Origin of the sequence: Flavobacterium aquicola, assembly GCF_003385115.1 — a bacterium.
GTDB lineage: Bacteria > Bacteroidota > Bacteroidia > Flavobacteriales > Flavobacteriaceae > Flavobacterium > Flavobacterium aquicola.
The window spans coordinates 247992-262237 of sequence record NZ_QUNI01000003.1; the positions used below are offsets into that span (position 1 = coordinate 247992).

Consider the following 14246-nt stretch of genomic DNA (forward strand, 5'->3'; position numbering starts at 1 on the left):
CCAAAAATACAAAAAGAAAGCTCTCGATTTGAGAGCTTTCTTTTTTAGTTTAAACATGGTTTAAAACCTATTTAAATTCATAATTTACCTTGTGCAGCATAATGTCGGTATAACTCGCACTGTAATTAACTTGGTTATTGACTGTACTGGTAGTTGACCCAGCGAAAGGATTGTACAATGCAGGCTTATTAGCCATCCATTCGCACAACTCAATTATGTTTGATTTGTTGGATGTAAAATATATGTAATTCGTGCCGTTTAGCACGTCAAGAACATCTAGGTAATCCTTTAGTTTCCAGTAATTCTTATACGTCCCGACCTCTGTACTAAGGTATGGTGGGTCAACTAAAAACACCACATTATTTTGATATTGGTACTTTGAGAAAAGTTCTTTGTAATCGAGGGATTCGACAATGACTCCATCAAGATAATTGTCAGCATTGTAATCACTCATTCTAATACAATTATACAGCGTTTCCTTTTCCAGTTCTGCGCATGATTGCACGTACTTCATACTAAAAAGCACATTACTAGACAAAGTAATGTAGTCAACATAGCCAGTAGTTTGCTCTTCCTGCTGTACTCTTTTAATAATCAAACTCCTTTGAGGTTCTAAAATCCTTTTATCCTTTGGACATTCAGCAACAATTGCCCGAATGTCACTTATTAGCTTATTGGTATTGCTAACATTGTCAAGCCGTAACCTATAATTATCATAGTCATTGTAAACCACATTTGCATTAGGGTAATGCTGTTTGATTGTATGGGATAATAGCCCCGAACCACCAAATAAATCAACATAAATTGCATTGTCCGGGCAATTGCTTAAAACTGTTTTAACTTGGTTTAAAAACCGTCTCTTTTGCCCCATAAAAGGTAATGGGGCTTGTGTAAATCTTTTGCTTTTTAGCGTCATTTTATTAATTAAATATTAGTGTAATCTGTTGTTTTATTGTATCTTTATGTAGTATTCTAGCAGTTAGAAAACCACTGATTTTTTATTTCACTTGCTATATGTGCGGTCATTAATGGCGGTACACTCATTCCTAAAACATATCTAGCGTCCATATCGTTAAAATCATAATCTTTAGGAAAACTGCTCATCCTTCTGTATTCTTCATCATTTAAGTTCCTAACCTCATCATAATACACTGTAGTTCCCGAACTCGTTAAGGTAGGTGCTACAACATTATCATAAAGTATTGTTGTACTAAAGAAAGCATTATATGTTGTTTTGTTTCGGTATTTAGCATCGGCAAATTTCATATTCTGATCGCCTTTTTCTATATACGGCCATCTTATGCTAATTGATGGCCACAAAGGCTTATGAGTTGTCGAATTCTTTTCAACAATATCACTAAAGAGTATTGGCGGTTCTTGGAAGTCCAACACCAATGGACTGAAACCTAAATCCTTTCGTCTAGCAATAAAAAACACTCTTTCACGCGCTTGAGGAACTCCCATAGTAGCACTATTTAACTGGAATATCTGAACATCATAGCCCGATTCATTAAGCCTTTCCACTATTTCAATGGTATAGCCTTTGGCATTTCCAGCTACAATGCCCGGAACGTTCTCAAGTATAGCGACCTTTGGCTTTAGCTTGTCAATCGTTTCGCAATAAACAAATACCAAATCATCTAATGTCTGTAGTTTTTGCCCTTCTTTAAATACCTTTTCAACACCCCAGCCTTTTTCACGCTTTCCACACATTGAAAACGTACTGCAAGGTGGCGAACCGTCCAGAATATCCAAATCGTAAAGTACTCTAGGCAGGTCAGTTCTATTATTGAATTCTCTAATATCTTCAAGATAAAAGTATTTTGGATTATGATTGATTTGATATACTAAAGCCATTCTTTTATCAATTTCAACACCCCCTAAGTGTTCGAATCCCGCTAACTTATATCCCATAGTAGAGCCACCTCCACATACGAAAGTACCAAACACCTTGAGTCCATTTAACTTAGGATAATCATGGCTTTTTGACCAATCGTAATTTAATTTTTTCATAATCTTTTCTAATGTTATCAATGTAAATTTCTTTATTTACAAATGCTTTTTGTTTTAATCTTCTTTTCATAAGTAGTATATTTGCAGTCCGAGGGATTAATTATAATAGCAAAGCCACAGCACTAGAAGACTTATTTAGTCCTCCAACGCTGTGGCTTTGTTGCTATTTAAAATTACCCTCGGAAGTTTTTTTAAATGTTGGAGGGCTTTTTTAACCCGCCTATTGTCTTGAATAATGAAACAAACTTATCAGGAAGTTTGAACTTTTTTGCAATCCAAGAAAGAATTATTATTACTATAATCAGCACTAATAACCATACATAGAATCCAAATTGAAAACCTTTTGTTTCTGCTTTTTTGGCTTTGTCTAATTTAAGTTTATCGGTTGCTTTTTTCTCACCGACATCAACCTCAATCCTGCCTTTTTCTACTTTGGATTCCTCCTTTTTTTCGGTTGCTTTTGTTTCTTTGGTTTCAGTTTGGGTGTTGATTTCGCCACCTTCTAAATAGATTTCTTCTTTTAAATCTCCATCAACATAATGTTTGAAATGGAAAGGCTTTCTATTGCCTGAGCTATCCAGTTCCACAAAACTTGTTAAAACCATATTGCTGTTAACGGCTAATTGGCTTTTCTTCCAGTCTAATTCATGTTTTATTGACAATCGAAACATAGAATCGAAATGCCGTTTCATTTCTGAAATCTCTTTTTCTCTAGTTTTTTCAAGTGTAACTGTTTTAGTTTTACAGCTGAAAACAAATAATGCTAATAGTATATATTTTAATGTTTTCATATTATTTAATGTGCTTTACAATCGATTTGGACACCGCTTTTAAAGTGTCTGCATAATTAGGATCAGTTGCATAACCTGCTTTGGCTATTTCTTCGAAAAACCTGTTATAGTCGTTCTTAACAGTCAAAGCTTTTACATATCTTTTATTCTTTAAAAAAAACTGAGCATGATCATTAAAACATTCTTCAGGTGTGGCATATTTTCTAAAATAATCCTTCCCTTTATGCTTAAACATTTTAACACCATTTTTAATAATTGGAGTTGATGAGATAGGGAAAGGCATCGGGTTTTTGGCACTTCTTGTATATTCACTAGTAGTAATTAATTGCTCATTTCCGTTAACGCCATCAGTGTCTTTAACGCCAAAAAACATATTCCCTGGTGCAACATCACCCCAAGCACTTTCAAGCGCTGCCTGCGTTAAAGTGGCAACTGCTAAAATTCCTGTTTTTGCTTCCACTTGCTTTGCGTGTGGAAGATTCATTTTTACAAATAATTCTGGTTTCATTCTATATGATTTTTATAATAATAATATTTATCCTCCTCACTAATTGCCTCAATACAATGGTTTTTTCCTAAGACTTTGTCCAGGAATAACCGAAGCTTTATATCCTTTATATGAAGTAAAAGCAAGCCAGTAACAGCCGAAATAGTTTGATACCATTTACCATACTTTATTGATCCACTTACTTTGTAAACATCGTTCATTAATTCTCCAGCTCCTGCATTGGCTAAGCCGTCAAGGATAAGATTGATACTTCTGATTATTGGCACAAGTTGTTTAGATAAAGAATAATCTAAATAGTAGAAATGCTTACCCAATGTATATAGTAAGCCAACTACAAACAGCAAAGGAAAAACCACTGCTGCAACAACTAAAAACAAGATTTCAATAAATAATTTTTTCATTACTGTAAATTCATAATTATTAATTCTTTTATTGTCATTGGCTCATAGCCAAAAACTTCATTGTTGAAAACTGCATTAATAGCCGAATCACTTTCAGCGTTCAAAGCAGTTACCAAACTGGTTTTATTACCAGTTCTCAAATATCTGTTGTATTCATCGGTGTACCTGTTATACAATAGATCATACAACATTGGATTTTTTGACTGCAAATAATCATCTGCAGCAAAACGTTCCTCTTTCATTGATTTACGCATTTTTTGGCTTGAAAATCCGATAATCGTTTCTGTGCCATCGCCAATAAAAACAGGCTCTAAATTGAAGAAATACGGCTGCATTTCTTTTCGAACTGCAATTTCGCCCGCCCAATCTATCCAGCACATAAATTTTTTCCAGCCTAGATAAGTGTCAGGATAAGTTACTCCGTTGTATTCGTGATCTCCAACAATCTTAGAATACTCAATTCTGATAGCTTCTTTTGTGTTCTTGTAATAATAAGACTTGGAGACCTTTTCGCCTTTCATGTTTGAGACAGGCTCACGTTCGTTAAGCCAAGAAAAATTACCAAAATCCTGATCGGTCAAAGTATTTAAATTAATTCCGTGTTGCTCTACTATATATTCTATAACTAATTGTGCGCTCATGGTTTTAAGTTGCTAGTTCAATGTATTTTATTCCCTTAATATCAAATTGCTTTAAGCTAACAGTAATAAATAAATCATCGATTACTGTTTGTGTCCATGTTTTAACTAGAGTATTATCAATGTATGTATATAAAATACCACTTATAAAACGTATTTGAATTGTTTTAGCTTCAAAAGCGATTAATCTATCAATGTCAGCTCCGGGTACGGCAAATTGTTTTATAATTGAATTAGATTCTGTTGCAGTTGCACCTGTTACATATATATTTCCAGCGACATGATTTACATAAAAAGTATGGCGAATAATATTGTTACCAACGCTATTTTGTAAATTAAACGTAAACTCATAAATCCCGTACGCAGTTTGCACATCACCTAAAGGACTTCTTTGAAATGAAAATCTAACTTCCCAATTCTTCAAATGATTAATCGTTATATTTGTAGCTTTTGCAGTACCTAATGAATTATAAGTAGCTATTTTTGCTACTCCAGTATCAGAAACATCTATATTAATTTGACTGGTCCAATCACTAAATTTTGGAGTAAAAACAGTTCCCAAAACTATCAATAAAGCATTGGCTTTAGTAATACTAAGACCATTATTACACGTAACCGAAAAGCTTCCCTCTGCCGAACCAGTCGTTACATTCAAAAGTATTTTTTGAGAATTTACAAATGTGGCATAGTTTATCGTTTGACCTGTTATTTGAATGCCATTTCCGTTATTCAAATTAACAGACAAGCACATTGCAGGAATGAAAAACTCACCTAGCAATTGAATATTACCAGTTGTAGAGGGTAAATATGAATCAGGTATTAATTCTGCAATATATGGAGCAGGCAAAATAGCCATCGAATATAATTTCAAATTGCCGGTGCTATCGACAGAAAAAGTCTTATTAGTCGGCAAAGTGCCATCATTCCTAGTCGATGGGTAATTTGTCAACTTTATATCTTTTTCAAAACCAACATCGCCAGTAACAACCCATGTATTTGTTGCTGTTTTAATAAACCGCATCATTTGATTTTGAGCTGATGTCAGCGAAACATGATTTAGAATAGTTACACCAGCTGCGGGTGTAACAGTTCTTAATCCAACACCTATAGAAATAGACTTTATTTCAGTTCCAATAGGGAGGGCTACTGTAGCATTAGCGGGAATTGTTTCGGTAATTGCTGAGGCGTTATTGTGCCGAATCAATGTGTTTTTTGTTCCATCCGAAAGTTGAAGCGTGTAAGCAGTAGTTACATTATCAACAATAGTTACATATCGATCTTTAAAAAAAGAATCAAGCCACACTTTTAAGACCGTTTTAAAATTCGATAATTTGATAGAAGCCTTTGCGTAACTGTTTTGTGAATTATCAAAAACAATTCTATCAGTATCAATAATAGTTGATTTTTCTTCAGCTGGAGCACTTCCAGAACCTAGAACCGTATTGCCCTGCAGAAATATATAACCTAGCCTAATAGTTCCTGCAGGAGGTGCTTTTTCAGTAGCACCCGCACCCGTTGCGGCTTCATCTCCTGTGATAATATCATAACCTCCTGTTTGTGTACCGACAACTACATCGGAGCGATACATTCCAGTAGTTGCAGCGTCTAAAGTGTCGTTAAAAACAGCAGGAGTTAAAAACTCTTGCTTATTCAAGACCCAAGAAAAAGCATTGCTGGCAATATCAACGTTAAGTCCTGTAACGGTAATTGTTCCAAATTTCAAAACACGGTCAGGGTTTTCAATAGCTGCTATTCGGCTGTCTAAATCTCCCGATGTGCCTTCATAATCCCCTTTATCGGTTTTCATTCCTATAGACTCAGCGTGTGCATTTGGGTCTATTTTATGAGCATCAAACTGTGTCTTTTCTGATTTTGCATTCAAAACAGTTGTAAGATTTGAAACCGCACTTTGTGGTATTGGTTCGCTCTTATTCCAAAAACTACCCCACGAAGCCCAAAATTGTGCTTGTGTAGGTTTCTTTCCGGTCATAAACCAGTTGTATATTTCTGATATTGTTGCCATAATTTTTTAACCTATAAATTCAATATATGCTGCTACTTTGTAGGGGTTAAGAATTGAGAAAGACTGACCGCCACCCGTTTTGTCTGTTTTTAATGCGCCATCTCCAGCACCATTCGATCGGTCATAAAATCCATGAGTACCAAAGTTTGAAGTGTAATTTTTTATTTTTGACAATCCATGATCATGTTCAGGTATTTCTGCTATACTAAGAGTTTTGTTTTTTTGCCCCGCCGCTTTACCAATTGAATTAAATTCAGTTTGAGTAGGGTCATATCCAATGATGGTTCTACCACGGATATCGATTATTTCCTGAAATCCTGCAGGAATTTCACTAATAGGTCTAAACCACGGAAAAGCTGCACCGCCCGCCGTAAAAATTGCTGTCTTTTTTTCAAGCAATGCAATTTTACCCATCATCACAGTAAGTGGATCTACTTTTTTAAAATTAGTCCACAGCCAAGACGTTCCCGCCGTGCCAAATGTGGCATAACGAATTGCATGCACCTGCTTGGAGATACCATTTTTAAAAGCTCTATTAACAGCTTCTTCAATTATGATAACAGTAGAACCTACTGCTACAGTAGCCTCCCGAAATTCTAGTAGTTCCCCATTTATATAAACAAAACCGTTTCCTACAGTAGTACCAACGGTTTCACAACCCGAAATAATGGTCAAGTTACCCGCCAATGCTCCCAACGAATTGAAAATTGAGTAAGCCGTTTGCATTTCCTGCAATCTTTCGGCATCTAGTGGCCAACCCCCAGTTTGTATAAAATTTGTACTATTCATCTATAAAAATATTAAAGCGTTTTCCGCCAGCTTTGTAAAATTTGATATGAGCCTTTAAACCTTCCATTATATAAACATCATTATATAATTCTTCAGGAACATAGACAATGAAGTCTAAACCCGTATCAGCCGTTTCAGATTCGGTTCTTAACCATAGCGTTTCGTTTTCAGATTCTGTATGCAACCAAACCGTTTTTTCTTCAGCTTCAGTAAAAATGTACAGCGTTTCATAAAACAGACCATCACCTATATAAATCCGCCTTTCTATCGGGTCAAATCTGTCATTCAATGAACCTCTTAAATAGCATATTTGGTTTGTATGATCTAATTTGTAAATGTTGTCTATTCGCCAATTGTACCACTTGTAATAAAGTTCATCAATAGGACGAAGCAGTATTTTTAAAAAAGATATAGAATGAACATCACGCCATTTATTAGGAAGGTTTTGCACTCCAAATACGTTCCAGTTAATTTCAAACCACATAGCTTATATTGTCAAATGTTACTATTTTGAAATAACCGCTTTCGGCTACCTTTGAAATGAAAATAGGCTGAGGGATTCCATAACCATCTAGTTCGGGCTCAATCCAAGAACTTTCTGCACTTAATATGGTGGCATCTAAAACGCCTGGTACCAATTGTATTTTGTCTATCAATGCCGACAGCTGTAATTCGCCATTAAATTTCAATTCCTTCATAAACTCCTGCAAGGCTTCATTAATTGGATAGTTTCCGTTTAATTTACTCATGCCAGTATCCGTAAGAATTAAGGCATCCCGTTTAATTCTCAGGTTTAAAAATAGCTTGTCAGCTTTATAATTGATAATCGTTATTTTAGTACCAGCCACTTTAATTTCTTCGAAATAGGCTTCAATTGCTTCTACTTGTGCTGGGTCTGTAAAATCTGAAAGAACTCCGTCAACTTCACCAGCAATTTTAATAATTACACGACTGCTGTCTGTGGCTTCATTCACAGCACAATATTTGATAATTTTAGAATTTTCAATTTGTTCTGTATTAGCATAATCATTATCAAAATAATCTTTGTCCTGGACTAAATCAAAACCATATTGAAATCGTAAAGCCATAGCACGATACCAAGGCAATGTACCAGCTTTTTGATTGGCTAATTTGTCATTGATTTCAAAAAAATGATTATCTAAAATGTTTTCAAAAACCCAAAGAGCATAAGCAATAATGAACGTAAATAGCCTATAAATGGCATAGATGCTATTTGAGTTTAAATACTCTGACAAAACCTCGTTTGAAGTAATATCAGTAAGCATTCCGTCATGTATTTGTGTTACCGTTCTAGCCATTATTGTACTATAAAATTGTTTTCTATTTCCCAAAACCCAATACCTGAATTACCTTCTATTAAGGCTTTGTTTTCATCTGTTAATGCGTTAGCGGGGTCTATTTTATTTGCACTAAAAAAATTAATCACTTCCTGAAAGCCATAATCTTTGGAAGGAATCTGTATGATTTGTCCAGGAACTAAATCAGGTGTCCAACTTAAATTGTTTAGTTTCACTATATCGGACATAGCTTCGATTGTGCCACAACGCTGTAATGCTATGTCTTGTAATGACTGATTATGTAATACTGTTATCTTGCTCATCTAATTCAAATTGTTTGTAAAACTTTTTATTGATTATTCGAATTAATGTCTTCGCATAACGAACTCCTAAACTGTCTAAATTTTCCAATAAACTAACCAACAACTGCCAAATAATACCCAGTAAAACAGCCCAATACAACCACGCAAACGGATCTAATTCAATATCCACTATTTTGATAAAATCGGCATTTTTAGCAAAAGTGTTCAGGATGTAAATCGGGACTAAATAGGTCGCTATTTTCAAAATCATTCTGCCAAACTTTCTGCTTTCGTGGCGTTCGCCTCTTTTCATTGAAGCCTGAACTCCTGTGTACCATTCGGAAATTAATAAGACTACATAAGCGATTAAAAACAAATGATTGAAACCAAACAAGAAACTAACAGTTGAGAAGATAAAAGCCACTATTAAATCGATTTTAATGATTGAAGTTGATGTGTAAATGAACCCGAATGCACTCTTTAGAAACTCATCCAAGGAGACAAAACCGAATCCTTTTAAAAAATAATTTATCATTCTCATATTTCAATGTTTAAATTTTCAATTCCTTTACTGGTGTCAATGGTTGCATTGTTATAACCATCATAGTTTAACTGAAGTTTTAAATCACGTTTAAACTCATCTGCAGTAATTGTTCTTTTGATATAATTGATAGCTCCAAAACCCGCTAGAGGAAATTCTTTTAATTCCCCTGGCTGTAAGTCCAGAATGTCCATAACGTGTTGCTGATCGCTTTGGCCAGTAGCAAAATCGCCATTAGCAAAAGCCAAAGCTCCGTTTTCGTCTCTCAATATATCCTGTCTCATTTTTAGCTTATTGCTCCAGTTCCTGTTCCTGTATGATTGGTTGCCGTTCCTGTAGTGGTTACAGTTACGCTAACAGTTCCTGACATTATGTATTCTTTTATTGCTAGCATCAATTTTTCAGCATATACAACCTTTGCGGTGTCATAATCATCAGCCTGAATCATTTCATCTTGCAGAGCGATTATTTTGTTTTTAAATGCGATATCGTTTAATGCCATTAGCTTAGTAATTGATTTGTTTTATCCTTTAAATCAGCAAATACTAATTTGTCTGCAGCTGAAAATTTCCCTGGTCCGGATGGTGTCATTATTATAGCTTTACCCAGTTGGTCAAAACCATCGTTTAAAATCGATTTAAGACTAATGTTTCCGCTTTTAATCGTAAACTTTCCATCCTTCATTTCGAATACCTGATTATCAATTTTAATAATCAGTTTTTCAATCTCCGAAACCCCAACAACAAAGGCGTTATCTTCATTTTCTAAACGCCCAATAATCACTTTCGAGCCTAATTTTGGATAAACTGTAAATTGGCTATTTGTATCTTCAATTATGGCATTCAATCGAACATCCTCATAATTATCGACTGTACAAGTATCACCTTCGACTGCTTTAACAGTTCCAACAGTTAAGGTAAATTTGCCTTTTCGTTTATTATTCCTTGAGCCATTTACGGCTAGTTTAAATAATTCGTCAAATTCACTCATAGCTTATAACTCAATTTATTAGTCCGTTTTATGCCGTCACTACCATTCACATCAATGGTTACACTTTCAATAAAATACCTGCCATCTTGATGTCTGTCTTTATAAAAAGGTCTGTACAATTGCGCTGCGTGTCCGGGCTTGGTTCTTGGCTCACACCAACCGTCTAAACTTCCTTCGAAACCACTATAAGAAACGCTCGTTTGTTGCTTGTTTGCCCAAAGTTCAAGCTCCGATTTAGTCATATTAGGCCAAAGCTTCATTTTCTTTTCATCGCCTCCTTTTTCGCCAACCGATACCGTTAGAACCGAACCATTGGCTTGTTTGCTTTCGACTGTCAAAAAGATAGGTTTACTCTCTTTTTGCTCGAATTTCAAACTACTGCCACGTCTCACATTTTCGCTAAAATTGTATTTATGAACCGTTTCGGCTTTAAAATCTACAATCATCCCAACACACAAAGTAGTAGGATTTTTGAAGTAGGCTCTGATTCCTGCTTTGTCCCGAAGCTCCTCCAGAACGTTGTAAGGAGTTGCATCTTCGATAAGCCATTTTCCTATACTGTAATCTCCGTTACACTCAATTTTATATGTATCGGGTACTACGGCTTTCAAGATGTCAATTAGCTTTCCGGACTTTATAAACTTTGTAACTCTAGGAGCTTTCTTGAGTTGAAACATTTCATCTTCGCATTCTAAAAGCAAAGGCATTTCTGCCCCAATTTTCGTAATATAGCCCTCGAATTCTGTCTCAAGCTTTCCATCATAACCCAATTCAATTTTAACAGCATCGCCACGTTTCATAAAATCCAAAATAGATTTTCCCGAAATATTTATAGATTTACCCACTTTGTCAACTGCATTTCTAAATTCCCTAGGCAATTCCAGTTTAGCATTATTAGCCAGCACTTGTACGCTGGATTCGATGTGAATAGACTGGCAAACCGTAAACTGTAATTTATCAGCAATCGTAATTCTCAAACTGATGTTGTAATACAGATAATTCATTAACTATTCGGTTTCAAAAGCGTGAAATTCACGGCTTTTATTGAACTTGCATTTATCGAAAATTGTACCGTGTCTTGATAACCTTCTACTGAAGTAAAACTTATGGAACGGAAATAGATACTATCAATATCTCTCTCTTCAAATTGAAGTCCAACCACTTTAATCACTCCATTAACTTTCCAGTTTTGATTTAACCTTCGTACTTCATCCGTTGGATAAATCCGATGATCTAAATCAATCAACAAACCGTTTATTGTGATATTCCAAGGCTTTGTACCCCAGAGTTCCACTACTATTGGATCATCATCATTGACCTCGGTTTCGATTAGTGATTTTTCTTGGTCAAAACCCATCAATAAAGGAGGAGCAAAAATTGTCCCTCTAGCACCGTGTAACAGTGCATTAAATTCTAAAGGTTCGAGTCCAGGAACATAAAACTTTACATATTCTATTCCTCCATCTTGCAAAGGCAAATACTTGAAATTGTAATCTCTGTTTTCCTTTTTCTCAATAAAAACCTTTTCAATCGCTTTGCCCGCTGCCATCATCCCGAAGGCAGCAGCATAGCGAGCTACTAAATCAATAGTGATATTTTTAGGAAAAGCCGTCACATCATCAAAGACGTGTTTATAAGCATCAGTTATAGGCATTACACGGGTTGTTTAGGAGCGACCATCTTGTTTTCAATTAACCATTTTACTTGAGCCCATTTTTGAGCCCAAACAACATCATCCAACTGTTCAGGAAATGGAATGTGCAGAATGTGGCTAATCATAGCATCAATTTTGAAAGAGTTGTCAAAGCCATCATCCTGTATAAGTCCTGTACAGTCGGCTAGTACTTTTTTATTACCTTCTGTCTAATTGGAATCAGTTCTGCCAATGCACTTACACAAGTCAAGAATAAAGCATCATCTGCCAGCACTTGCTCTTTATCTGTAAGCAGGCAGTTTTTAACCAAAATATCTTGAGCTTTGGCAGGATTGACATTATTGTACTTTAGATATTCTCCCATAGTCGCACGGGTTGGAATACAAACAATAACCTCAATGAAATCATTACCATCATCATCTAATGGAAGTTCAATACGCTGTAATCTTTCAACGCCGCCTACTCTCTCAATCACTTCTTGACTGACTTGCTTTTTTGTATCTTTTTTAGCTTCTAAATTTGCCATTATATTATTGTGTTTAAATTTGATTTAAAAAAAGCCCTCCCATAATTCAAGAGGGCTTCGAGTGAAAAATGAAAATGAATGTGTAATTATGCTGCTACGTTCAATTCTACTTTTAGAGCGAACATTGTGTATTCTTTTTTAAGCCCCATTTCGCCAGTAACTTCACGACCTTCGTTTTGGAACTTGACCAAAACACGATCGGTAACAATGATGTTGAATTCGTTGGTAAATGTGAAAACCATGTAGAAAGGCGCAATATTCAAGATACTGCCACCTTTAGCCGCTAACTCAATAGGCGTGATGTCGTGCATCATAATTCCTATCGTACAACTTGGTGTTATTTTGCCTCTACTCCAGCTGGATGCGTTAGACCCTAAACCGTGGTTTAATTGATGTTCTTGCTCGTTTCCGTAAGTAGCTGTAGTGATTTCAATTGGTACAGCATTCATAAAACATTCACAATCGGCACTATCGTAGGCTTTTCCGTTTCTTGTAATTGTAGCCATTATTGTTTCGCTTTAAGGTTAATAGTTCCGTTTAAGTAGCCAAGAACACCAGTAGGCTGTATATTGAAAGCTACTTTCAACTCTTTAGCTACCAGCAAATCACTTTCAGGATCAACGGTTGTTTTTCCTGCAGACAATTCTACAGCGTTAACCATATCAGCAAAAATATCATCGCCAATGGTTTCCAATGTAACACGTACACCAGTAGGCAATTTTCCCGCAGCGTTTACTGGATAAGTCTTTTTGATTTTTGGCAAATAAGCCGTTCTCAACTGTCTAGCACAATCATCCATCACACGACCGTAAGCAATGGTATGCTCATTCATATTGCCTTCGCTGTCAATTTTTACAGGAGCGCAAACGTGATCATTGTTAATTCTCACACCCGCTAGACCAGGATAAGTAACCCCGAATACATAACCTTTGTTTTCAAAAGTCTGTAATTCGGCATACACCTCTTTATTGGTTTTGTGATTTGATAGTCCAGGGACCAACCAAGCTTGTTTGGTTGCATCGGTTAAATTGAAAGCTTCATTGTCACCGATATTTTGATTAATAGCAGCAGCTGCGCAAACTCCTAAAATTGTACCTACATCGGCAAACTTTTGAGCATCGCCTGTTTTGGTTTCTGCATATTGCCAGTCCTGACCAATTACCAAGGTTACTTTTGTTGCTTCAACATTTTCAATATCTCGCAAATCAGGAACTACAGAAGCTAACCCGTTAAGGTTATAACCCTCAATAAAAATGTGAGTAGGCATAAACTGATCATAAGCCCATTCTGCAGTTCCTTGTGCCAATGGAATGCTATCGAATACTTCAGGAACTAAACCGTCAACGTGAACGATTGGATTTTCTTCATCCTCGATAGGATTAAAAGCAATCGCCAATTGACGTACTTTGTAATCCGAATCGATAAGCAAACGTTTCAGTTTATCGCCTGCAGTATCTTGAGCAATTGTTTTCAACGTTTCCGTTTGCGCAACTGCCATAAAGTTTAACGGAACACCTTCGCCTGCGTTTCTATAAAACTCACGCACGTGTCGATACACGTTTACGTTGTTTTCTTCATCAAAGGCAGGAGTAATTCCATTTTGTTCAGCATCGTATAAACCAAAAAATTGAATAGTCTCTTTGAATGCTAAACCCGGAATAGCAGGAGACCCCACAATGATAGCCGAAACCCGTCTATCATTGTTTAGTCTATTAGCACCTACTTTGCCCTTTCCTATATTTACACCGTCTAAATTTGACATTGTTTAAATT

The 14246-nt window shown here is 35.8% G+C and carries 21 protein-coding genes; all 21 read right to left on the reverse strand.

Going from position 1 to position 14246, the window contains the following annotated elements; all coding sequences use genetic code 11:
• Positions 1–67: 67 nt before the first annotated feature.
• Positions 68–916, reverse strand: a complete 849-nt coding sequence (locus C8P67_RS06145; RefSeq protein ID WP_115811429.1) for a DNA adenine methylase — start codon at positions 914–916, stop codon at positions 68–70.
• 56 nt (positions 917–972) lie between these two features.
• Positions 973–1950, reverse strand: a complete 978-nt coding sequence (locus C8P67_RS06150) for a DNA cytosine methyltransferase (protein ID WP_211319892.1) — start codon at positions 1948–1950, stop codon at positions 973–975.
• A 254-nt stretch (positions 1951–2204) separates the two neighbouring features.
• Positions 2205–2804 (reverse strand): hypothetical protein, encoded by a 600-nt coding sequence (locus C8P67_RS06155; RefSeq protein ID WP_115811433.1) that lies wholly within the window; start codon positions 2802–2804, stop codon positions 2205–2207.
• Position 2805: 1 nt separating this feature from the next.
• Complete coding sequence (locus tag C8P67_RS06160; RefSeq protein ID WP_115811435.1) at positions 2806–3312, reverse strand: glycoside hydrolase family 73 protein; 507 nt, start codon at positions 3310–3312, stop codon at positions 2806–2808.
• On the reverse strand, positions 3309–3713 hold the full coding sequence (locus tag C8P67_RS06165) for a hypothetical protein (RefSeq protein ID WP_115811437.1): 405 nt from the start codon (positions 3711–3713) through the stop codon (positions 3309–3311). Before C8P67_RS06165 ends, C8P67_RS06160 begins: the two co-directional genes overlap by 4 nt.
• Positions 3713–4354: a hypothetical protein gene (locus tag C8P67_RS06170; protein WP_115811439.1), complete on the reverse strand. Its 642-nt coding sequence runs from the start codon at positions 4352–4354 to the stop codon at positions 3713–3715. Before C8P67_RS06170 ends, C8P67_RS06165 begins: the two co-directional genes overlap by 1 nt.
• Positions 4355–4358: 4 nt before the next feature.
• Positions 4359–6374, reverse strand: a complete 2016-nt coding sequence (locus C8P67_RS06175) for a hypothetical protein (protein WP_115811441.1) — start codon at positions 6372–6374, stop codon at positions 4359–4361.
• A 6-nt stretch (positions 6375–6380) separates the two neighbouring features.
• The gene (locus tag C8P67_RS06180) at positions 6381–7163 is read right to left on the reverse strand and encodes a hypothetical protein (RefSeq protein WP_115811443.1); all 783 of its coding nucleotides are present in this window, start codon (positions 7161–7163) and stop codon (positions 6381–6383) included.
• On the reverse strand, positions 7156–7647 hold the full coding sequence (locus tag C8P67_RS06185; RefSeq protein ID WP_115811445.1) for a hypothetical protein: 492 nt from the start codon (positions 7645–7647) through the stop codon (positions 7156–7158). The genes C8P67_RS06180 and C8P67_RS06185 overlap by 8 nt, the downstream gene beginning before the upstream one ends.
• On the reverse strand, positions 7637–8482 hold the full coding sequence (locus tag C8P67_RS06190; RefSeq protein ID WP_115811447.1) for a nucleotidyltransferase: 846 nt from the start codon (positions 8480–8482) through the stop codon (positions 7637–7639). Before C8P67_RS06190 ends, C8P67_RS06185 begins: the two co-directional genes overlap by 11 nt.
• Positions 8482–8784 carry a LysM peptidoglycan-binding domain-containing protein gene (locus tag C8P67_RS06195; protein WP_115811449.1) on the reverse strand — a complete coding sequence of 101 codons (303 nt, stop codon included), beginning with the start codon at positions 8782–8784 and terminating at the stop codon, positions 8482–8484. The genes C8P67_RS06190 and C8P67_RS06195 overlap by 1 nt, the downstream gene beginning before the upstream one ends.
• On the reverse strand, positions 8759–9304 hold the full coding sequence (locus C8P67_RS06200) for a phage holin family protein (protein ID WP_115811451.1): 546 nt from the start codon (positions 9302–9304) through the stop codon (positions 8759–8761). Before C8P67_RS06200 ends, C8P67_RS06195 begins: the two co-directional genes overlap by 26 nt.
• Positions 9301–9588, reverse strand: a complete 288-nt coding sequence (locus C8P67_RS06205) for an oxidase (protein ID WP_115811453.1) — start codon at positions 9586–9588, stop codon at positions 9301–9303. The genes C8P67_RS06200 and C8P67_RS06205 overlap by 4 nt, the downstream gene beginning before the upstream one ends.
• Positions 9589–9590: 2 nt before the next feature.
• Complete coding sequence (locus C8P67_RS06210; protein ID WP_115811455.1) at positions 9591–9806, reverse strand: hypothetical protein; 216 nt, start codon at positions 9804–9806, stop codon at positions 9591–9593.
• Entirely contained in the window at positions 9806–10294 is a 489-nt protein-coding gene (locus C8P67_RS06215) for a hypothetical protein (RefSeq protein ID WP_115811457.1), read from the reverse strand. Before C8P67_RS06215 ends, C8P67_RS06210 begins: the two co-directional genes overlap by 1 nt.
• The gene (locus C8P67_RS06220) at positions 10291–11298 is read right to left on the reverse strand and encodes a hypothetical protein (protein ID WP_115811459.1); all 1008 of its coding nucleotides are present in this window, start codon (positions 11296–11298) and stop codon (positions 10291–10293) included. Before C8P67_RS06220 ends, C8P67_RS06215 begins: the two co-directional genes overlap by 4 nt.
• Positions 11298–11948, reverse strand: a complete 651-nt coding sequence (locus C8P67_RS06225) for a DUF6046 domain-containing protein (protein WP_115811461.1) — start codon at positions 11946–11948, stop codon at positions 11298–11300. Before C8P67_RS06225 ends, C8P67_RS06220 begins: the two co-directional genes overlap by 1 nt.
• Positions 11948–12073, reverse strand: a complete 126-nt coding sequence (locus C8P67_RS22410; protein ID WP_262511445.1) for a hypothetical protein — start codon at positions 12071–12073, stop codon at positions 11948–11950. The genes C8P67_RS06225 and C8P67_RS22410 overlap by 1 nt, the downstream gene beginning before the upstream one ends.
• 59 nt (positions 12074–12132) lie before the next feature.
• Positions 12133–12474 (reverse strand): hypothetical protein, encoded by a 342-nt coding sequence (locus C8P67_RS06230; RefSeq protein ID WP_115811463.1) that lies wholly within the window; start codon positions 12472–12474, stop codon positions 12133–12135.
• An 86-nt stretch (positions 12475–12560) separates the two neighbouring features.
• The gene (locus tag C8P67_RS06235; RefSeq protein ID WP_115811465.1) at positions 12561–12980 is read right to left on the reverse strand and encodes a hypothetical protein; all 420 of its coding nucleotides are present in this window, start codon (positions 12978–12980) and stop codon (positions 12561–12563) included.
• Entirely contained in the window at positions 12980–14236 is a 1257-nt protein-coding gene (locus C8P67_RS06240; protein ID WP_115811467.1) for a DUF2586 family protein, read from the reverse strand. The genes C8P67_RS06235 and C8P67_RS06240 overlap by 1 nt, the downstream gene beginning before the upstream one ends.
• Positions 14237–14246 lie beyond the last annotated feature (10 nt).